Annotated in this window: 22 protein-coding genes; 18 read left to right on the top strand and 4 right to left on the bottom strand. The window is 67.0% G+C overall.

The genetic code is table 11. From position 1 onward, the window contains the following. Window positions 1–162: 162 nt before the first annotated feature. From VLI63_RS03585 to VLI63_RS03570, 4 genes are all read left to right on the top strand, one after another. Window positions 163–999: a DUF4397 domain-containing protein gene (locus tag VLI63_RS03585; protein ID WP_409155542.1), complete on the top strand. Its 837-nt coding sequence runs from the start codon at window positions 163–165 to the stop codon at window positions 997–999. Next, window positions 996–1,685, top strand: coding sequence for a sortase domain-bontaining protein (locus VLI63_RS03580; RefSeq protein WP_409155541.1), 690 nt, complete (start codon window positions 996–998; stop codon window positions 1,683–1,685). Before VLI63_RS03585 ends, VLI63_RS03580 begins: the two co-directional genes overlap by 4 nt. 125 nt (window positions 1,686–1,810) lie before the next feature. Next, entirely contained in the window at window positions 1,811–3,550 is a 1,740-nt protein-coding gene (locus tag VLI63_RS03575; RefSeq protein ID WP_409155540.1) for an APC family permease, read from the top strand. A gap of 20 nt (window positions 3,551–3,570) precedes the next feature. After that, window positions 3,571–3,936: a DUF3054 domain-containing protein gene (locus VLI63_RS03570; protein WP_409155539.1), complete on the top strand. Its 366-nt coding sequence runs from the start codon at window positions 3,571–3,573 to the stop codon at window positions 3,934–3,936. Between the two features lie 18 nt (window positions 3,937–3,954). Here VLI63_RS03570 and VLI63_RS03565 read toward each other — a convergent pair whose 3' ends face one another. Continuing rightward, window positions 3,955–4,716, bottom strand: coding sequence for a VOC family protein (locus tag VLI63_RS03565; protein WP_409155538.1), 762 nt, complete (start codon window positions 4,714–4,716; stop codon window positions 3,955–3,957). Between the two features lie 13 nt (window positions 4,717–4,729). On the opposite strand from VLI63_RS03565, the gene VLI63_RS03560 reads away from it, so the two are divergent. After that, window positions 4,730–5,032: a hypothetical protein gene (locus VLI63_RS03560; RefSeq protein WP_409155537.1), complete on the top strand. Its 303-nt coding sequence runs from the start codon at window positions 4,730–4,732 to the stop codon at window positions 5,030–5,032. Between the two features lie 187 nt (window positions 5,033–5,219). Here VLI63_RS03560 and VLI63_RS03555 read toward each other — a convergent pair whose 3' ends face one another. Further along, entirely contained in the window at window positions 5,220–5,714 is a 495-nt protein-coding gene (locus VLI63_RS03555; RefSeq protein ID WP_409155536.1) for an FBP domain-containing protein, read from the bottom strand. A 577-nt stretch (window positions 5,715–6,291) separates the two neighbouring features. After that, the gene (locus VLI63_RS03550; protein WP_409155535.1) at window positions 6,292–7,254 is read right to left on the bottom strand and encodes a TIGR03557 family F420-dependent LLM class oxidoreductase; all 963 of its coding nucleotides are present in this window, start codon (window positions 7,252–7,254) and stop codon (window positions 6,292–6,294) included. A 40-nt stretch (window positions 7,255–7,294) separates the two neighbouring features. On the opposite strand from VLI63_RS03550, the gene VLI63_RS03545 reads away from it, so the two are divergent. The 11 genes from VLI63_RS03545 to VLI63_RS03495 all read left to right on the top strand — a co-directional run bounded on the left by VLI63_RS03545 (window position 7,295) and on the right by VLI63_RS03495 (window position 15,737). After that, window positions 7,295–8,809: a methyltransferase gene (locus VLI63_RS03545; RefSeq protein WP_409155534.1), complete on the top strand. Its 1,515-nt coding sequence runs from the start codon at window positions 7,295–7,297 to the stop codon at window positions 8,807–8,809. 71 nt (window positions 8,810–8,880) lie between these two features. After that, the gene (locus VLI63_RS03540) at window positions 8,881–9,672 is read left to right on the top strand and encodes a hypothetical protein (RefSeq protein ID WP_409155533.1); all 792 of its coding nucleotides are present in this window, start codon (window positions 8,881–8,883) and stop codon (window positions 9,670–9,672) included. Beyond that, window positions 9,669–9,944 (top strand): hypothetical protein, encoded by a 276-nt coding sequence (locus tag VLI63_RS03535; protein ID WP_409155532.1) that lies wholly within the window; start codon window positions 9,669–9,671, stop codon window positions 9,942–9,944. The genes VLI63_RS03540 and VLI63_RS03535 overlap by 4 nt, the downstream gene beginning before the upstream one ends. Before the next feature lie 58 nt (window positions 9,945–10,002). Continuing rightward, window positions 10,003–10,857, top strand: coding sequence for an alpha/beta fold hydrolase (locus tag VLI63_RS03530; RefSeq protein ID WP_409155531.1), 855 nt, complete (start codon window positions 10,003–10,005; stop codon window positions 10,855–10,857). Then, on the top strand, window positions 10,850–11,482 hold the full coding sequence (locus tag VLI63_RS03525; protein WP_409155530.1) for a TetR/AcrR family transcriptional regulator: 633 nt from the start codon (window positions 10,850–10,852) through the stop codon (window positions 11,480–11,482). The genes VLI63_RS03530 and VLI63_RS03525 overlap by 8 nt, the downstream gene beginning before the upstream one ends. A gap of 16 nt (window positions 11,483–11,498) precedes the next feature. After that, window positions 11,499–11,879: a VOC family protein gene (locus VLI63_RS03520; RefSeq protein WP_409155529.1), complete on the top strand. Its 381-nt coding sequence runs from the start codon at window positions 11,499–11,501 to the stop codon at window positions 11,877–11,879. A 106-nt stretch (window positions 11,880–11,985) separates the two neighbouring features. Next, complete coding sequence (locus tag VLI63_RS03515; RefSeq protein ID WP_409155528.1) at window positions 11,986–13,446, top strand: MFS transporter; 1,461 nt, start codon at window positions 11,986–11,988, stop codon at window positions 13,444–13,446. Window positions 13,447–13,510: 64 nt separating this feature from the next. Further along, window positions 13,511–14,344 (top strand): SDR family oxidoreductase, encoded by an 834-nt coding sequence (locus tag VLI63_RS03510; RefSeq protein ID WP_409155527.1) that lies wholly within the window; start codon window positions 13,511–13,513, stop codon window positions 14,342–14,344. A gap of 85 nt (window positions 14,345–14,429) precedes the next feature. Further along, entirely contained in the window at window positions 14,430–14,603 is a 174-nt protein-coding gene (locus VLI63_RS03505; RefSeq protein ID WP_409155526.1) for a hypothetical protein, read from the top strand. A 31-nt stretch (window positions 14,604–14,634) separates the two neighbouring features. After that, window positions 14,635–14,907 carry a hypothetical protein gene (locus VLI63_RS03500; RefSeq protein ID WP_409155525.1) on the top strand — a complete coding sequence of 91 codons (273 nt, stop codon included), beginning with the start codon at window positions 14,635–14,637 and terminating at the stop codon, window positions 14,905–14,907. After that, window positions 14,904–15,737 (top strand): DUF3097 domain-containing protein, encoded by an 834-nt coding sequence (locus tag VLI63_RS03495; protein WP_409155524.1) that lies wholly within the window; start codon window positions 14,904–14,906, stop codon window positions 15,735–15,737. The genes VLI63_RS03500 and VLI63_RS03495 overlap by 4 nt, the downstream gene beginning before the upstream one ends. A 46-nt stretch (window positions 15,738–15,783) precedes the next feature. Here the strand turns inward: VLI63_RS03495 and VLI63_RS03490 are convergent, their stop codons facing one another. Next, entirely contained in the window at window positions 15,784–16,413 is a 630-nt protein-coding gene (locus tag VLI63_RS03490) for a DUF1345 domain-containing protein (protein ID WP_409155523.1), read from the bottom strand. A gap of 81 nt (window positions 16,414–16,494) precedes the next feature. On the opposite strand from VLI63_RS03490, the gene VLI63_RS03485 reads away from it, so the two are divergent. Next, window positions 16,495–16,677, top strand: a complete 183-nt coding sequence (locus tag VLI63_RS03485; protein ID WP_409155522.1) for a PspC domain-containing protein — start codon at window positions 16,495–16,497, stop codon at window positions 16,675–16,677. Between the two features lie 39 nt (window positions 16,678–16,716). Then, window positions 16,717–17,217, top strand: a complete 501-nt coding sequence (locus VLI63_RS03480; protein WP_409155521.1) for a GNAT family N-acetyltransferase — start codon at window positions 16,717–16,719, stop codon at window positions 17,215–17,217. Window positions 17,218–17,220: the final 3 nt, after the last annotated feature.

The raw sequence follows: 17,220 nt of genomic DNA, 5'->3' as shown, positions 1-17,220 counted from the left end.
GCAGGGTGGTCACCCGCCGAACGAATCTCGGACCCCCACCAATCCGATCTTCGAAGGCGCTCCGAATAACCGGAATACGTCGTCGTAGCACCCGAACCGCCTTGACCCGACATCGTGACCCGAAATCTCGACCCGACACGCGGCGACGTGGAGGACTTACCCATGCCACAGTCGAATACCCGGCCGAATCCCCGGCGCCTCGTCCCCGCGGTTGTCGCTTTCGCGATCATCGCGCTCACCACCATCGCCGGAGCGAGTCCCGCGCTCGCCACTCCCGCGCCGCAGACCGGATGGGTGCGGGTCGCGCACCTCTCTCCCGACACCCGGTCCGTGGATGTGCGCCTCACCCAGCTCGGACGGGATTCCGCCGTAGTTCGACTCGACTCTGTCGCGTACGGTGCGATCTCCGCCTACCAGCCGCTCTCACCCGGCACCTACCTTGTCACCATGACGCGCGCCGGTTCGCGCGCCTCGAGCACTCCCGTCGCCCGCTCCTCCGTGACGGTTGTGGAGGGGAAGAGCACCACGGTCGCCGCCTACGGGCGAAACGCGCGGCTGCACCTCAAGGCCTTCCCCGACGAACTCGCGACCCCGGCACCGGGCATCGCCCGCATCCGTCTGCTTCAAGCTTCCGCGATGGTGCCGAGCGTCACGGTCGCAACCTCTACGGGCACGACTATCGCCACCAAAGCTCGTGGCGGCACGGCGACGGGGTACATCGACGTGCCGGCGGGCACCTGGACGCTCCTGCTCCAGGCGAAGTCACGGGATTTCAGCACCACGGTGTCCCTGGTTCCCGGTTCTGTCACCACCCTGGTTGTACTCGACACCGCCCGGGGGGCTCTCACCGCCCGCCCGATCGTGGACAGTGCCGCGGCCGAGCAGATTCCTCTCGGCGCCGTGCAAACGGGCGGTGGATTCCTCGCTCGCAATGCCTCGCCGAGCAGCGCCACGACGAGCCTCACCCCGGCGAACGTGGCGCCCGAGATGCTGCGATGAGCGGCCGTCACGCACGGGTCAGCCGTGCACCCTGGGTAGCGGGCATCCTCGCGGGCGGAACGGTCCTGGGGCTCTCGGCCGCCCTGGTCATCGCCGGAGTGCAGGGTGTCGGCCCAGTCGCCGCCGCCCACATCAGCGGTGCGGGAGAGCTCCAGCAGCCGGTCGCGGACTCGACTGGCTCCGGGGGGCCTCTCCAGGATCCCATCGCGACGACGGATGCTCCGCCCCGAGCCGGCATCGTGGCGACCCACCTCGACATTCCGGCGATCGGGGTGTCGACCGATCTCGAGTCCCTCGCGGTCGATTCGAGCGGCGTCCTTCATCCTCCGATCGATTTCGATCGTGCCGGCTGGTTCTCCGGGGGAGTGCTGCCCGGCCGCATCGGGCCGGCGGTGATCGCCGGCCACCTCGATTCGGTGGTCAGGCCCGCCGTGTTCGAGCACCTTCCCGAGCTGGTGCCCGGAGACGCCATCAGCGTGGGCCTCTCGGATGGCACCTCCGTGAGTTTCGTCGTCTCATCGAGTTCCCTCGTGCCGAAATCGGCCTTCCCCACCGATGCCGTCTACGGCACCGTGCCGACCCCGCAACTTCGGCTGATCACCTGCGACGGGCCATTTGATCGCTCGACGGGACACTACACAGAGAATCTCGTCGTATTCGCGACCCTCACGCAATCAAATCCGTAGCAAAAACTCTTCGGAATTGGTGCGCTGAAGTACTAGTGTGAGCCACACAGGCCGTTCGACGACGAGCGATTCTGGCTACCCGGCTGTGCCGTTCTGTCTGCGGCCTTCACGCAAGGAGTGTGCGCATGACCGCAACCGTTCCGTCCACGAACGATGTGGACAGCAAGGGCCTGAAGGGTGGCTCCCTCGGACTCATCTCCAGCATTGTGATGGGGGTGGCCTCCACCGCCCCGGCTTACAGCCTCGCCGCGAGTCTCGGTTTCATCGTCGCGAGCGGTGGCGCGCTCCTCGCCGGGGTTAAGGCTCCCGGCATCGTGCTTCTCGCCTTCATCCCCATGTACCTCATCGCCGTCGCCTACCAGGAGCTCAACAAGGCCGAGCCGGACTGCGGCACCACCTTCACCTGGGCGACCCGGGCCTTCGGTCCGATCACCGGCTGGATGGGCGGCTGGGGCATCATCGTCGCCGACGTCATCGTGATGGCGAACCTCGCTCAGATCGCGGGCTCGTACACCTTCACGCTCCTCGGCGAATTCGGGGTCCCCGGCATGGCCGACCTGTCGAGCAGCACGCTCTGGTCGACTGTCGCGGGCCTGCTCTGGATCACGTTGATGACCTGGATCTGCTATCGCGGCATCGAGATCTCGGCGCGCTTGCAGTACTTCCTGCTCAGCATCGAGGTGATCATCCTCATCGCCTTCGCCATCTTCGCGCTCGTGCGCGTGTACTCCGGCAATGCCGAGACCTACTCGCTGGTGCCCAGCCTCGACTGGTTCAACCCCTTCACCCTCGACTTCACCAAGGTGATCGCGCCTGCCATGCTCACCGCGATCTTCATCTACTGGGGATGGGACACCGCCGTCTCGGTCAACGAGGAGACCGCCGACCCGGCCAAGACGCCCGGTCGAGCTGCCATCATCAGCACCCTGCTGCTGCTCGTGACCTACGCCCTCGTCGCCGTCGCGGTCGTCGCTTTCGCCGGGGTCGGAACCAAGGGCGTCGGCCTCGGCAACCCGGACAACGCCAGCGACGTGTTCTCCGCTATCGGTCCGGACCTGTTCGGCAACAGCCTCATCGGGCACATCCTGCTCCTGCTGCTCGCCGCGTCGATCCTCACCTCGGCGTCAGCCTCCACGCAGACCACGATCCTGCCGACGGCTCGCACCGCGCTCTCCATGGCCGTCTACCGGGCGATCCCGTCGAAGTTCGCGCGCATCCACCCGAAGTACCTCACGCCCACCTGGTCCACGATCGGTATGGGGATCATTTCGGCCGCGTTCTACCTGGTGTTCACGCTGATCGGTGCAGACACTCTGCTTCAGGCCCTGGTCGGATCCATTGGACTGATGATCGCGTTCTACTACGGCCTCACCGGATTCGCCTGTGTCTGGTTCTACCGCAAGACGCTCACCTCGTCGTTCCGCCACTTCATCATGCGGGGACTCTTCCCCTTCGTCGGTGGGGCGATACTGCTCTTCGTCTTCGTCTACGGTCTGCAGCAGTTCGCCCTGCCCGACTGGATTCAGGACGCGAAGGGTAATAACGTCACGATCTTCGGCATCGGTGCGACGGCTGTCGTCGGAGTGATCGGACTTTTGCTCGGTGCCGTGCTGATGTTCCTCTGGTTCTTGCGCCAGCCCGAATTCTTCCAGGGCAAGACGCTTCCGCGCCGCTCCGACGACCTGGTGCTCGCCCCCGGTGAGGGTCGCATCCCCACCTTCGGCCTGCCGGACTCCGGGCGCATGGCCGAGGTCATCGCGCCGGACCGCTCGAACCTGCCGCCCGGTCAGAAGGTCATCGACGCGACGACCGGGGATCCGGTGACCAGTTCGATCCCGGTGCCGCCGGACGAGGATCCTCAGTAGGGGTCGCGTAGGGTGGCGAGGTGAAAATCATCCCGCCACTTGCCTTCCTCCTCGATGTCGTGCTCGTCGGGGCATTCGTGTTAATCGGTCGCGCGAGTCACAACGAGGGCCCCCTTGGCGCGCTGGTGACGCTCTGGCCGTTCTTCGCGGGGCTGGTGATCGGATGGATCGGCGCCCGCGCCTGGCGGACGCCCCTCGCCCTCCGCTGGTCCGGGCTCACGATCTGGGCCGCGACGGTGATCGTCGGCATGCTCCTGCGCGCGGTGGCCGGGCAGGGTGTGCAGATCGGATTCGTGATCGTCACGACGGTGGTGCTGGCGATCTTCCTGCTCGGCTGGCGCGCCATCGGCCAGCTTCTGCTCCGCCGCCGCGCACGCCGCATCTGAACTGGAGCACGGTCATGGTCACCCCACCTGGATGATCGTGAGCGGGGCGCCGGTCGAATCCTCGAGGTGGGTCATCCGGCCGAAGGGCGAATCGGTGACCGGGTCGAGCTGGGTGCCGCCCAGTCCGGTGACGACGGATGCCGCGGCATCCGCGTCCTCGACGCCGAAGTAGGGCATCCAGCGGGCGGTCTGCCCCGCGGCCAGGGACCCGGTGGCGTCGAAGATCCCCGCGAGGGGATCGCCTCCGGCGCTGAACGTCGACATGCGGAAGTCTGGGGTGTCGCTCATCGTCGTGGTGGTCCAGCCGAAGGCGTCCCGATAGAACTCGAGTGCGCCGTCGTAGTCTGTGGCGTGCAGCTCATGCCATACCGGCGCGCTTGCCTCATTCACGAGGTCGAAGCCGGAGTGGCCGCCGGGTTGCCAGGCTCCGAGTTGGGCCCCGCTGGGGTCGGCGAGACCGACCATCGTTCCCAGCCCGGGCACCGCGTGGCTGAAGAACACCTGCCCTCCGTGCTGGACGATCGCAGTGGCCGTTGCTTCGGCATCCGCCGTCTTGAGGTAGACGGTCCACAGGTCCGGCGTGCCGGACCGGTTGGCGACCATGCCGGCGACCCGGTGGCCGTTTTTTGAAAAGGTGACGTAGTCGTTGAACTCGGCACCGGCGGTTTCGTGGGTCCAGCCGAGCAGGCCAGAGTAGAACTCGATCGACCGGGCGGTGTCAGAGCTCTGCAGGTCGAGCCAGACGGGGGCGCCGTTCGCAATGTCGGTGGGTGTGGGCACGGTGAGTCCTTCGATGTCTCGTTCCTCGGTGAACGGCGCTGCAGCCGCGGTGCCCTCCATGGTCGTGGACCGGGGCGGGGAGCGCAATGACCTCGCCCTCGGCCTCCACCTCCACCTCGACAGTGCACGTGCGACGCCACGAAAGACGGCGTATTCTCAAGGCACACGGGGAGCCAATCGGGCTCCCGATCCGAGGGAGCTCACCATGGCCGACAAGTCACCGAAAAAGTCAACCTCGAAGACGGCGGCGTCGAAGTCTCTCAAAGAGAAGCGCGCCGACAAGAAGACCAAGGCTGCGAACAAGCCGAACGGCTGAGTTCGACCGGAGGCCCGGGACGTCGCTCGATTGTGAGGATGTCCCGGGCCTTCGCTGTCTTGGACCGGGCTCGTGCTCGGCGACTCGATGCCCACGAGGATTCCCTCCGGTCGGCCTCTTTCCGCCGCGGACGGCACCACTCATGATGAGCGGAACAGCCTAGTGGGGACGGGGCAACGGGTGAGGGTCAGACCGTCTTCATGATGTCGGCGGTGAAGTTCTGCACGCGCGTGAGGAGACCCTCCGCGCGCTTGGCGACGACCTCGGCGGGATCCGGCTGCATCGGGGAGGCCGGCGGCATGATGCGGATGATGAGCGAGCAGGCCAGGTCGGCACAGATGTAGGTGCCCACCGTGTTTCCGTCGCGGCCGGACTGTCCGGCGCGGGCGGCAGAAAACAGGGCAACCTGGTCTGAGGGTTGCGGGGTGCGGCAGAGCGAGCACATGGCGGAAATGCCGGGTCTCATGCTCGCGCCAGAGGCCCGGAGCACGATGCCGACCGGTCGGTCATCCGCCCAGTGCACGAGATAACCGCGCAGGGGAGCACCGTGGTCGCGCCAGCCCAGATACTCCCGCTCACCCCAGAGCACTTCGTGCAGGCCCGGGAGGGGCATCCGCTCGATATCACCCTTGGAGGCGTTGACGATGCTGCGACGGATGTCGGTTTCGTTGAGCGGTTTCATGGCCTCCTCCGGGCAGCGGCTCCTCAGCGAAGCCGATGGTTGTTTCCAGCGTAATCCGCCCCCGGCCGCATTCGGTTCGCGCCCAGCGGAGCGTGACGCCGGTCATCGACGATGAAGCCAGCTTCGCCCCGGCTGCGCCCACTGTCTCCGTCGCTTCGGCTCGGCCGGATCGTCGGCAGCGAGCCTGGCCGCAACGCTCGCGAGACGGGGGTGACCGGCTTCTGTCGGTGTCGTCGGGAGCGACACCCGCCAGATCCTGCGGTGCGGTCGGATGCTCGCGGTTCCTCCGCTCGCCCGGACCGTCGACGGCTGGTCACCGGCACGAGCCCACGCCGCCGGCGACGATGGCCGCCCAGGGTGCGCGCGACCAGTGCCGGCGCCCCGCACGCGGGATGCGGATCAGTCGCGCGAAGAGGACTTCGACATCGCGATCAGTGCGATGAGAAAGCCGGCGCCGCCGAAGAAGGTGATCGCGCCGAGGATCGTGTACAGGATCGCGGTTGTCTGGGCCATGGAAACTCCTCGTTATGCGGGTCTGGGCACCGCAGAGTCCACCGTATCGCCTGCCGCCGGGTCGTCAGCGCCGCAGCTTCTCCAGCAGCGGGCCGGCAGCCTCGTCGAGGAAGCGCTGCTGGTTGGCATCACCGACCTGTACGAGTGCGACATCGGTGAATCCGGCTGCGGCGTACTCACGGACGGCGTCCGCGATCTCGTCGAGATCGGGGCCGCACGGGATGCTGTCGGCCACGTCCTCCGGCCGCACGAATTGGCTCGCCCCCTCGAAACCGGCCTGAGTCGGCAGGTCGGCGTTGACGGACCAGCCGCCCCCGAACCACCGGAACTGGTCGTGGGCCATCTCGATGGCGGCCTCTCGATCCGGACCCCAGCAGATCGGGATCTGGCCGATCGAACGGGACGGACCCTCGTGCACCGTCGCCCACGAAGCCAGGAGTCCCGCCTCCGGCTCGGTGGTGATCAGGTGGTCGCCGAGAGGGGCAAAGCGGGCGACCGACTTGTCGCCCGAGACCGCGACGCCGATCGGCACGCCGCCATCGGGCAGGTCCCAGATGCGGGCCGAATCGATGCGGAAGTACTCGCCCTGCCAGGTGACCAGCTCGCCGGTGTGCAGTTCACGGATGATGGTGATGGCCTCGGCGAGCATGTCCTGGCGCTGGGCGACCGGCGGCCAGCCCTCACCGATCACGTGCTCGTTGAGGTTCTCGCCCGCGCCGAGACCCAGGATGAATCGGCCGTCGGCCAGAAGCTGCATGGTCGCGGCCTTCTGGGCGATGATCGCCGGGTGGTACCGCAGCGTCGGGCAGGTCACGTACGTGGCGAGTTCGACTCTCTCGGTGGCCTGCGCGACGGCACCGAGCACGGACCAGGCGTAGGGCGCGTGCCCCTGGGAGGTGAGCCAGGGCGAATAGTGATCGCTCGACACCTCGAAGTCGAAGCCGATGCGTTCGGCCTGCACCGCGTAGTTCACGAGCTGCTTCGGCCCGCTCTGTTCGGTCATGAGGGTGTACCCGAAATTGGTCATGCATTCAGTGATACTCCGCCGTCACGCGAAATCAACCGGCATGCAGTTGACTTGCGGGGTGCACTCCGAACCGATACAACGACTCCGATCCGATCTCCTCGCCGCCCGTTTCAGCGTCGACGTTCTCACCAGGTTGTGGGGCACCCGGGCGGATGCCGCCCTGCACCGTGGGCAGCGCGTGCCCGCCTCCCGGGCTCTCACCGGACCCGCCGGAGAGACGGCTGCCGGCGTGCTCGCCCGGATCTTCGTGCTGGGGATGCCGGTGACCGCGGGGCAGCTCGCTGTGGCGTTGCCCGAGCTCGGCCTCGACGGGGCTCTCGCCCTCGGCCTCGTGTCGGTCGACGGTGATCGAGTTCGCGCGGTTCTCGACCTGCGCCCCTACAGCTTCGTCGACGCTCATGGCGTCGGCAGCTGGTGGATCGCCAGCGATCTCGGTGAGCTCACCGTCGGTGGGGCGCTGCGGGAGGATCACGTGCTCGGGGTCGGCGGGGCGTCTCTCACCCTCAGCGGACTCATGGTCGGTGGGACCGTGGACGCCGCCCTCGACATCGGCACCGGCTGCGGCATCCAGGCCATGCACGCCGCGCGTCATGCGACCCGCGTAGTCGCGACCGACATCTCGCCCCGCGCGCTCGAGATCGCGGCGCTCAACGCCGAGTTGAACGGCATCCGCAACATCGAGTTCCGGCTCGGTAGCCTGTTCGACCCGGTGGCGGGGGAGCGGTTCGGCCAGATCGTGTCGAATCCGCCGTTCGTGATCACGCCGCGCGCGGATGGCGTCCCCTCCTATGAATATCGCGATGGCGGCATGGTGGGAGACGCGCTCGTCGCGTCGGTCATCGACGGATTGGCCGATCATCTCGAGCCGGGTGGCATCGCCCAGCTTCTCGGCAATTGGGAGTATCGCGACGGTGTCGACGGCCTCGATCGTGCCGGCGAATGGGTTTCCGCCACCGGCCTCGATGCCTGGGTGGTCGAGCGGGAGGTTCAGGATGCGGCGCTCTATTCCGAGACCTGGATCCGGGATGGCGGCACCCGCCCCGGCCCCGAGTTCGACCGGTTGTACGGTGCCTGGCTCGACGACTTCGAGCAGCGGGGCGTGACCGCCGTGGGCTTCGGTTATCTCAGCCTGCGGGCGACAACGCGCGGGCTGCGCCGTCTGGAGCGACTCGATAGCGCAATCGAGGGTGGCCTCGGCGTGCATATCGCCGAGACCCTGGCGGCCTGGGACTGGCAGTCCGCTCTCACCGACGAGCAAATCGGCCGCGAGCATCTGGAGCTGGCCCCGGATGTCACGGAGGATCGCCACTACTGGCCGGGCGACGCCGATCCCACCGTCATGACCCTGAGGCAGGGCGGGGGATTCGGCCGCTCGCTGCCCCTCGATACGGGCCTCGCGGCCCTGGTCGGGGCCTGCGACGGTGAGCTCAGCGTTCGGGCGATCATCGCCGCCATCGCGCAACTGCTCGAGGTGGATGAGGCCGCACTGTCGGCGGAGCTGATGCCGAGCATCCGCGAACTGGTGACGACGGGCTTCCTGCGTCCGCTTGCGTGACGGCTTCGGCCTTACCTGCTCCGAACATTCGCGGCATCTGCGCCGAACAATGACAGTGCAGAGTCACGATCATGAAACCATCACTCGCAGCATCCATCCTCGGAACCACCGTCACCGCGGCACTCCTCGTCGGGTCGTGCAGTGCAGCCCTCGCCGCAGCGCCCGCCGGTTCAGAGCCCACCGGTTCAGAGGCCACCGGTTCAGAGGCCACCGGTTCGGGGCCTACACGTTCGGCACCCTCCGCCCGGTCAACGGCGGCGCCACGAACCCTGTCGTCGGTGCAGGCCCTGGGGGCCGCCGCGACCGCCGCGCGAATCAGCGCCCTGGATAAGGCCATTCCCCGGGTCACCGCCAATACCTACCTGAGCGCGACTGACAAAGACCGGGTGCTTGGCACCCTCAATGGCGATCGAGCCGCCATGGTCACCCTTGCGGCGAAGATCGCGGCCGACACCGACCTCACGGTGGCGACCGCCGACTATCACTCCATCTTCACCGGGTACCGGGTCTTCGCCGTCGCGATTCCGCAAGCGTCGTACTTCGCGGCCGCTTCCGGCCTCGAGGATGCGGCGATCCCGGCCCTCCAGTCCGCCCAGGCGACTCTCGCCGCCGCCATCGCCGGCCCACTCGCCTCGAAGGACACTCCCCAGATCGACGCCACGATGGCGGATCTCGCCGGCCAGATCCGGGCAGCCCAGCAATCCGTCTCCGGTGTCTCTGCCTTCGCGCTCTCGGTGACCCCCGAGCAGTTCAACGGCAATCACGAGATCCTCGCCGCTGCGCGCGTCTCGGTGAAGGCCGCGACCGCCGCCGCGAAGAAGGCGCGGGCGGATGTCGCGTCAGTGAAGGCAGCACTCACGTGATGCTCTCCCGCTGGGCCATCCCCGCGGCCGGCCTTGCCCTCGCTCTCGCCCTCACGGCCTGTGGCGCTCGCCCGGGCACCGCGGTGCAGCAGTCTCCGGTACCGAGCCCGGTGGTGTCGTCGCCACGTCCGTCGCCGGCGGCAAGTCCATCGGCCGACCCGCTCGCCGACATCGACCGCCAGTTGGCGATAGTCGATGGATCGGCGGTCCAGAGCACGGGCGACCTGACGGCGGGGGACACCTCGGCGAGCGCAAGCGACGACGGGCAGTAGTCGAGTCCGTCGCGATGGGGGCTTGCGCCAAAAAGCTAATGGCATTAGCTTTTTGGCTATGGATGCATTTATCGGCGAGGACATTCAGTTCCTCCCGCGTCCCGAGGGACGCATCGCCTACACGGTCGAGGGATCCGGCCCGCTCGTGGTCGCGGTTCCCGGCATGGGGGACCTGCGGTCGAGCTATCGCGAAATCGTTCCGCCGCTGGTCGCGGCCGGCTACCGGGTCGCCGTCACCGATCTCCGCGGTCACGGCGCGAGCGACACCACCTTTCACACCCACGGAGACGTCGCCACCGGCGAAGACATCATCGCCCTCATCGACGAGCTCGGCGGCCCGGCCGTGGTGCTCGGAAACTCGATGGGCGGAAGCGCGGCCGCCTGGGCCGCGGCGGAGCGTGCGGATGCCGTGATCGGGCTCGTGCTGTACGACCCCTTTCTGCGGGAGCCGGCCCGGCCGGCCGTCGCCCGCATCGCCATGAGCCTGCTCTTCCGGCTGGCTCTCGCTCCCCTCTGGGGTGGCGCGTTCTGGGCCGGCTACTACCGGTCGATCAATCGCGGCACCCACGCCGCCTGGCTCGAGGAGCATGTGTCCGACCTCAGAGGCTCCCTTCGTGAGCCCGGTCGGCTCCGCTCGCTGCGCGACCTCGCGCTGCAACTCGACCACTCCGTCGTCGAAGAGCGCCTGGGCGAGGTCGATGCGCCTTTCCGGGTCTTCTTCGGGGCAGAGGATCCCGACTTCTCGGATCCTTCCGCCGAGGCCGCGTGGATCGACAGCATCGGGGGCGAGACTCAGCTGGTGCCGGACGCCGGACACTATCCGCACGCGCAGCGGCCGGACATCACGGTGCCCGCGACGCTCGAATTCCTCGGTCGCATCCGCACCGGCCACCAGGCCTGGGCCCATGCCTAGGGTCGGGCTCACCCGGGCGGGAGTGATCGCCGCTGGCATCGAACTGGTCGATCGCCAGGGCCTCGCCGGCTTCGCCGACCTCACCCTGGCCTCCGTCGCAGCAGAGGTCGGGGTCGCCGTTCCGAGTCTCTACAAGCACGTCAGCTCCCTCGCCGACCTCCGGCGCGGAATCGCCGTCGACTCCGTCGAATCCCTCACCCTGGCGCTGACGCGCGCCACGACCGGGCGTTCGGGGCGGGATGCCGTCGGTGCGATGTCGCACGCACTTCGCAGCTTCGCGCTGGAGCATCCGGGGCGCTATGCCGCAACCCAGGTCGCGGCGAACCCGCGGGATCCCGACGATGCTCCGCTCTCGGCCCGATCCGCCGACACGGTCGCGGTGATCGCGGCAGTGCTTCGGGCGTTCGATCTCCCCCCGGAGCGGATGATCGATGCCATCCGCATGCTGCGGTCGGCACTTCACGGTTTCGTGGTTCTCGAGCTCGGGAGTGGCTTCGGCCTGCCCGACGACCTGGATCGGAGCTTCGAGGTGATGGTCGAGACCGTGACATCCGGCGTGGAAAGACTGGCAGCATCGGTGCCCTCCGTGCCAGTGTTGACAGGGCAGGACGGGATATCGGGCTAGCCACCAGGAGGGCACCATGTTCAGCACCACCGGCGCATTCAGCGGTTTTTCTGTCGATGACATCGATGCGGCACGCACGTTCTACGGGGAGACGCTCGGTCTCGACGTCGCCACCAACGACATGGGCTTTCTTGAGCTCACTCTCGGCAGCGGCGCGATGGTGCTCATCTACTCGAAGCCCGACCACACGCCCGCGAGTTTCACCATCCTCAACTTTCCGACCGACGACGTCGAGGCCGCCGTCGATGACCTCAATGCCCGCGGGGTCACCACGAAAATCTATTCGGATGAGCAGATGCCGAGCGACAGCAAGGGCATCATGAGGGGCAACGGACCCGACATCGCCTGGTTCCTCGACCCCGCCGGGAACGTGCTCTCGGTGCTCAGCTCGCGCTAGCCATCCTCCTGTCGGGCTCCGATTTCAAGCCCACTGACCAAATTACTCCCCGGGCATAGGTTGACACTGCCGTGCTCGTCGACGAGCGCGGCAGAGGGAGAGAAACGTGGCGCGCACGCGACCGGAAGACACGTCCAAGGAAGTCAGCAGTCTCGTCCCGGCTCGGCTCGACCGGCTTCCGTGGACCCGATTCCACTGGTCGGTGGTCGTGGGCCTCGGGGTCGCCTGGATACTCGATGGGCTCGAGATCCAGATCGTGGCTTCCGCCGGATTCGCCAAAGACCTTCACATGAGTGCTGTCGAGGTCGGCGCGGCCGGATCCGTGTACCTCGTCGGCCAGGTCGTGGGGGCGCTGTTCTTCGGCTGGCTGTCGGACCGCATCGGCCGTCGCCGGATGTTCATCCTCACCCTGCTGATCTACCTGATCGGCAGCGGGATCGCCGGCTTCTCGCCCAACATGTGGTTCCTGTTCGCCTTCCGCTTCATCGCCGGGCTCGGCATCGGCGGGGAGTACGCGGCCATCAACTCCGCCATCGACGAGCTCATCCCGTCCCACTACCGCGGACGGGTCGATATCGCCATCAACGGAACCTACTGGGGTGGAGCGGCGCTCGGCGCAGCAGCTAACCTCTTCCTTCTCAATCCGGCCCTGGTCAGCGAGAACTGGGGCTGGCGCATCGGCTTCTTCATCGGCCCCGTGCTCGGCGTGGTGATCATCTACCTTCGCCGGCACATCCCGGAGAGTCCGCGTTGGCTGATGAGCCACGGACGCGAGGACGAGGCCGAGAAGACCGTCGACGACATCGAGGAACGGGTGCGCCACCAGGGCGGTGACCTTCCTGAAGTCGACGAGAGCAAGGCGATCACCGTCAAGTCACACGGTCGCGTCGGATTCATCGCGATGATGAAGGTGCTTTTCGTCAAGTACCCCAAACGCACCTTCACCGGAGCGGTGATGATGGTCACGCAGTCGTTCCTGTACAACGCGATCTTCTTCACCTACGCGCTCGTGCTGCAGAACTTCTACCAGGTGCCGGTCGGATCCACGCCGCTCTACTTCTTCCCCTTCGCCATCGGCAACCTGGCCGGCCCGCTCCTGCTCGGTCACCTCTTCGACACGTGGGGCAGGCGCAAGATGATCTTCCTCACCTACGCCTTTGCCGGTGCTGTGCTCGCGGTCTCCGCCTTCCTGTTCAGTGCGGGGGCACTGAATGCCACGACGCAGACGATCTTCTGGTGCGTCTCGTTCTTCTTCGCGTCTGCGGGGGCGTCCTCGGCCTACCTGACCGTGAGCGAGACCTTCCCGCTCGAGCTGCGCAGCCGGGCGATCTCCTATTTCTTCTCCCTCGGCCAGCTCGCGGGGGCGCTCGGTCCGGTCGTCTACGGAGCCCTGATCGGAGACGGAAAGGATCGCGGTCCGCTCACCGGTGGCTATCTTCTCGGTGCGGGAATCATGATCTTCGGCGGGGTCGTCGCCCTGATCTTCGGCACCAACGCCGAGCGGCAGTCCCTTGAGGATGTCGCGGAGCCGCTCTCCACAGTGGGGGCTGGCAGCTCGCAGTCCTAGGGAATACCGAACCGTCGCGGTGCTGTTACCTCTGGCATCCCCCACTCCAGAAACAGGAGAGTACATGTCTGAAAAAGTGTGGTTCATCACCGGTACCTCGCGCGGCTTCGGCCGCGAATGGGCGATCGCCGCCCTCGATCGTGGCGACCGCGTCGCCGCCACGGCCCGCAACACCGACAGCCTCGACGATCTCGTCGAGAAGTACGGCGACGCCATCCTGCCGATCGCGCTCGACGTCACCGACAAGGACGCCGCGACCGCCGCTGTCGCCCTGGCTCACGAGCATTTCGGAGGCCTCGATGTGGTGATCAACAATGCGGGCTTCGGTCACTTCGGATTCATCGAGGAGATCACCGAAGCCGAGGCTCGGGCCCAGATGGAGACCAACCTCTTCGGTGCCCTCTGGGTGACCCAGGCCGCGCTGCCGTTCCTCCGGGCGCACGGCAGCGGCCACATCATCCAGGTATCGTCGATCGGCGGTATCACGGCCTTCCCGCTCGTCGGCATCTATCACGCCTCCAAGTGGGCGCTCGAGGGCTTCTCCCAGGCACTAGCCCAGGAGGTCGCCGGATTCGGTATCTTCGTGACCCTGGTGGAGCCGGGCGGTTTCTCCACGGACTGGAGCGGATCCTCCTCCACGCGTTCCGAAGCGCTCGCGGACTACGCCGAGCTGCACGACGCGGTCGATGCCGCGCGCAAGCAGCGTTTCGCCGCTCCCGGGGATCCCGTCGCCACCCGCGGCGCCATCCTCAAGGTCGTGGATGCCGACCGCCCGCCACTGCGGATCTTCTTCGGTGAGTCACCCCTCGGCACAGCCAAGGCGGACTACGCCGGGCGGATCGCGCTCTGGGATGAGTGGAATGACGTGTCGATCGAGGCGCAGGGCACGGCGAAGTAGCCCTGCGCCGGCGGCGCGCGCCATCTCCCCAGCGGTGGATCCGTAGACTGGATCCACCGCTGTCGATCCACCAGGAGGACCCTTCGTGAAAATCATCGCTTTCGTCATCGCGCTGGGGCTCTTCCTGCTCGGCATGCTGCTCATGGGCTACGCCTTCGAACCGGATGCGCCCCACGGCATCCTCTTCTTCGCCGGCATCGCGAGCGTCGCGGTCTCCCTCGCCATCCCCTTCCACGTGCTCAAGCGCGTTGACGGCTAGGTCCTCGAGATCGGCGAGCTCGGCACCCTCGATGTCTGACGACTTCGGCATCGGGGCACAGGTGGTCGTTCGTGCCGCCGGGACCGGTGAACTCGCGCCCTGGCCGGACGAGCCGAGCGGCGTCATCGTTCGCTCCGGCGGATCCGCCCTGGCAGGCGTCTGGGGTCGCGGCGGCGGTGGACGCATGTGGTGGGTCGAATTCGACGAGCCCCAGACCAATTCGGATGGCGACGGACCCTTTCCCTCCGCCCAGGTGCACGAGAAGTTCCTCGAACTCGCACCACCGGTGAGCGACCAGGAATGAGCTTCGGCGACTACGGCGAGGATGCCCTGGCCGGCGATTGGCGCGGATCGAAACGTCAAGCGATCCGGCAGATCGCCGCCGAGCGTGACCTCGTGATCGAGTGGGCGGACACCGGCTTCTGTGGCGCTGTCCTGCGGGTCGAGAACAAATTGGTGCACCTCGAGGACTATCGCGGGGGCGTGCGGCTCTTCCCCCTCGGGGGCGGGTTCCTTCTCGAGGGTGGACCAGTGGTGCTCACCGCGCCGGTCGCCGCAGCGAAGGGCACCGCGCGTACGGCCTCCGGGTCCTTCGTCGTCGCGGACCAGAAGGCGCGGGTCGCCCTTCCGAGCCGCATCTTCGTGGAGGGTCGGCACGACGCAGAGCTCGTCGAGAAGGTCTGGGGTGCTGACCTGCGGGTCGAGGGAGTGGTCGTGGAATACCTCGAGGGGATCGACGACCTCGACGCCATCGTGCGGGACTTCGCGCCCGGCCCCGACCGCCGGATCGGCGTACTCGTCGATCACCTCGTCGCCGGGTCGAAGGAGAGTCGAATCGCGGAGGTCGTGGCTCGTGGTCCGTTCGGCGCTCATGTGCTCGTGGTGGGGCATCCCTTCGTCGACGTCTGGCAGGCGGTGAAGCCCGCCCGGCTCGGCCTGACGGCCTGGCCGGAGATCCCCCGCTCGGTGGAGTGGAAGCACGGCATCTGCGCTGCCCTGGGCTGGCCACACGAGGACCAGGCGGACATCGCCCGTGCCTGGCAACGGATCCTCGGACAGGTACGCACCTATGCGGACCTTGAACCCGTGGTGCTCGGCCGAGTGGAGCAGCTGATCGACTTCGTGACCGCCTGAAGCCAGCGTGACCGTCCCGGGCCAGCCGCCGGGTCTCGTTCGAAACTCAGTGGGACAGTCCCGCCACCAGGTTGATGGTCGTGGCGAGGATCACCGATCCGAATACGAACGACAGCAGGGTGTGACGCAGCACCGTGGCGCGCACCGTGTGGTTCGTGATGTCGGTGTCCGACACCTGGTAGGTCATGCCGAGGGTGAAAGAGACATAGGCGAAGTCGGTGTACTGCGGAGGCCGATCCTGGTTGAAGTCGATGCCCTTGTCGGCCGTGTAGTACTGGCTGGCATAGCGAAGCGTGTACAGGGTGTGGAGGAGAATCCACGACAGCGCGACGCTCACCAGTGCGAGAGTGGCGAGCAGCCCCTTGGCAATGCCGCTCGCCTGGGCGGCCTGAACGAGCACGAAGGCGACGGAGAACAAGCTTGCGACGCTGAGCAGGATCACGAGCAGGTCGGCGATCCCTCTGGCCGGCTCCTCCCGGCTGGCCCGCTCCCGGGTCTCGGTGGGGTCGAGTCGCGCGACACGCACCCAGACCATGGACGAATACACGAGCGCTGCCACACACCAGCCGACCGTTGGTGCGTAGGTCCATTCGCCGAAACCACCGGTGACAATGGTCGCGGCGACCCCGGCGACGAGCATGATGAGGAGTCGAATCGTGGTGTGATAGCGATGCATGTGCCGATTACATCACCCGGTGGACCGATTGCGGGGGATAACCCCATCGCGCCGTGCAGCTGAAGCGGCCAAGGTGGACTCATGGCTGAATTGAAGAGACCGAAATCGGGCCGCGTGATCGCGGGAGTGTGTGCGGCGATCGCGAACCGCTACGGCTGGAGCGCGACGGTGGTTCGACTGGTGTTCATCCTGTCCTGCCTGCTGCCCGGTCCGCAGTTTCTGATCTACATCGCCCTGTGGATCTTTGTGCCAGCCGAGAAGTAGCCACCCGAGAAGTAGCTCTTGGCACGGCAGACTGGGGGAGTGAACCCAGACGACACGAACTTCGACTCTCTCACCGCTTCCGACATCCCGCGACTCGTGGAGTTGAACGACGCGGCATCGCCGGCGGTGCCCATCACCTCCGAGCTGGAGATGGCAGCCCTGCTCGATGCCTCCGGATTCACTCTCGCGGCCCGCGACCGCGACACCCTCATCGGATTCGTGATCGGAATGCGTCCTCGCGCGGAGTACTCCAGCGAGAACTACCGCTTCTTCGACTCGCGCAGTTCGGATTTCCTCTACGTCGACCGCATCGTGATCGACGGCTCGCGGCGCGGCTCTGGCATCGGGCGCGCTCTCTACGGGGCCGTCTTCGCGCTCGGACGCGAAGAGGGAATGCGAGAGGTGACCTGCGAGGTGAACCTCGACCCGCCGAATCCGGAGTCTCTCGCGTTCCACGCGCGCCTCGGCTTCGAGCGCGTCGGCGAACAGGAGACCAAGGGTGGCTCCGTCACCGTTGCCCTTCTCGCCGCGGAGCTCTGACCG

It is taken from the genome of Lacisediminihabitans sp. H27-G8, from assembly GCF_046156175.1.
Lineage (GTDB): Bacteria > Actinomycetota > Actinomycetes > Actinomycetales > Microbacteriaceae > Lacisediminihabitans.
The sequence above is the reverse complement of the archived record's forward strand: the minus strand, read 5'-3'. Positions and strand labels throughout refer to the sequence as shown.

What these genes read in the sequence shown, in the direction of transcription:
- VLI63_RS03585 (WP_409155542.1), top strand. Translation starts at nt 163, where the DNA reads ATGCCACAGTCGAATACCCGGCCGAATCCCCGGCGCCTCGTCCCCGCG.
- VLI63_RS03580 (WP_409155541.1), top strand. Translation starts at nt 996, where the DNA reads ATGAGCGGCCGTCACGCACGGGTCAGCCGTGCACCCTGGGTAGCGGGC.
- VLI63_RS03575 (WP_409155540.1), top strand. Translation starts at nt 1,811, where the DNA reads ATGACCGCAACCGTTCCGTCCACGAACGATGTGGACAGCAAGGGCCTG.
- VLI63_RS03560 (WP_409155537.1), top strand. Translation starts at nt 4,730, where the DNA reads ATGTCTCGTTCCTCGGTGAACGGCGCTGCAGCCGCGGTGCCCTCCATG.
- VLI63_RS03555 (WP_409155536.1), bottom strand. Translation starts at nt 5,714, where the DNA reads ATGAAACCGCTCAACGAAACCGACATCCGTCGCAGCATCGTCAACGCC.
- VLI63_RS03550 (WP_409155535.1), bottom strand. Translation starts at nt 7,254, where the DNA reads ATGACCAATTTCGGGTACACCCTCATGACCGAACAGAGCGGGCCGAAG.
- VLI63_RS03545 (WP_409155534.1), top strand. Translation starts at nt 7,295, where the DNA reads ATGCAGTTGACTTGCGGGGTGCACTCCGAACCGATACAACGACTCCGA.
- VLI63_RS03540 (WP_409155533.1), top strand. Translation starts at nt 8,881, where the DNA reads ATGAAACCATCACTCGCAGCATCCATCCTCGGAACCACCGTCACCGCG.
- VLI63_RS03530 (WP_409155531.1), top strand. Translation starts at nt 10,003, where the DNA reads ATGGATGCATTTATCGGCGAGGACATTCAGTTCCTCCCGCGTCCCGAG.
- VLI63_RS03525 (WP_409155530.1), top strand. Translation starts at nt 10,850, where the DNA reads ATGCCTAGGGTCGGGCTCACCCGGGCGGGAGTGATCGCCGCTGGCATC.
- VLI63_RS03520 (WP_409155529.1), top strand. Translation starts at nt 11,499, where the DNA reads ATGTTCAGCACCACCGGCGCATTCAGCGGTTTTTCTGTCGATGACATC.
- VLI63_RS03510 (WP_409155527.1), top strand. Translation starts at nt 13,511, where the DNA reads ATGTCTGAAAAAGTGTGGTTCATCACCGGTACCTCGCGCGGCTTCGGC.
- VLI63_RS03500 (WP_409155525.1), top strand. Translation starts at nt 14,635, where the DNA reads ATGTCTGACGACTTCGGCATCGGGGCACAGGTGGTCGTTCGTGCCGCC.
- VLI63_RS03495 (WP_409155524.1), top strand. Translation starts at nt 14,904, where the DNA reads ATGAGCTTCGGCGACTACGGCGAGGATGCCCTGGCCGGCGATTGGCGC.
- VLI63_RS03490 (WP_409155523.1), bottom strand. Translation starts at nt 16,413, where the DNA reads ATGCATCGCTATCACACCACGATTCGACTCCTCATCATGCTCGTCGCC.
- VLI63_RS03485 (WP_409155522.1), top strand. Translation starts at nt 16,495, where the DNA reads ATGGCTGAATTGAAGAGACCGAAATCGGGCCGCGTGATCGCGGGAGTG.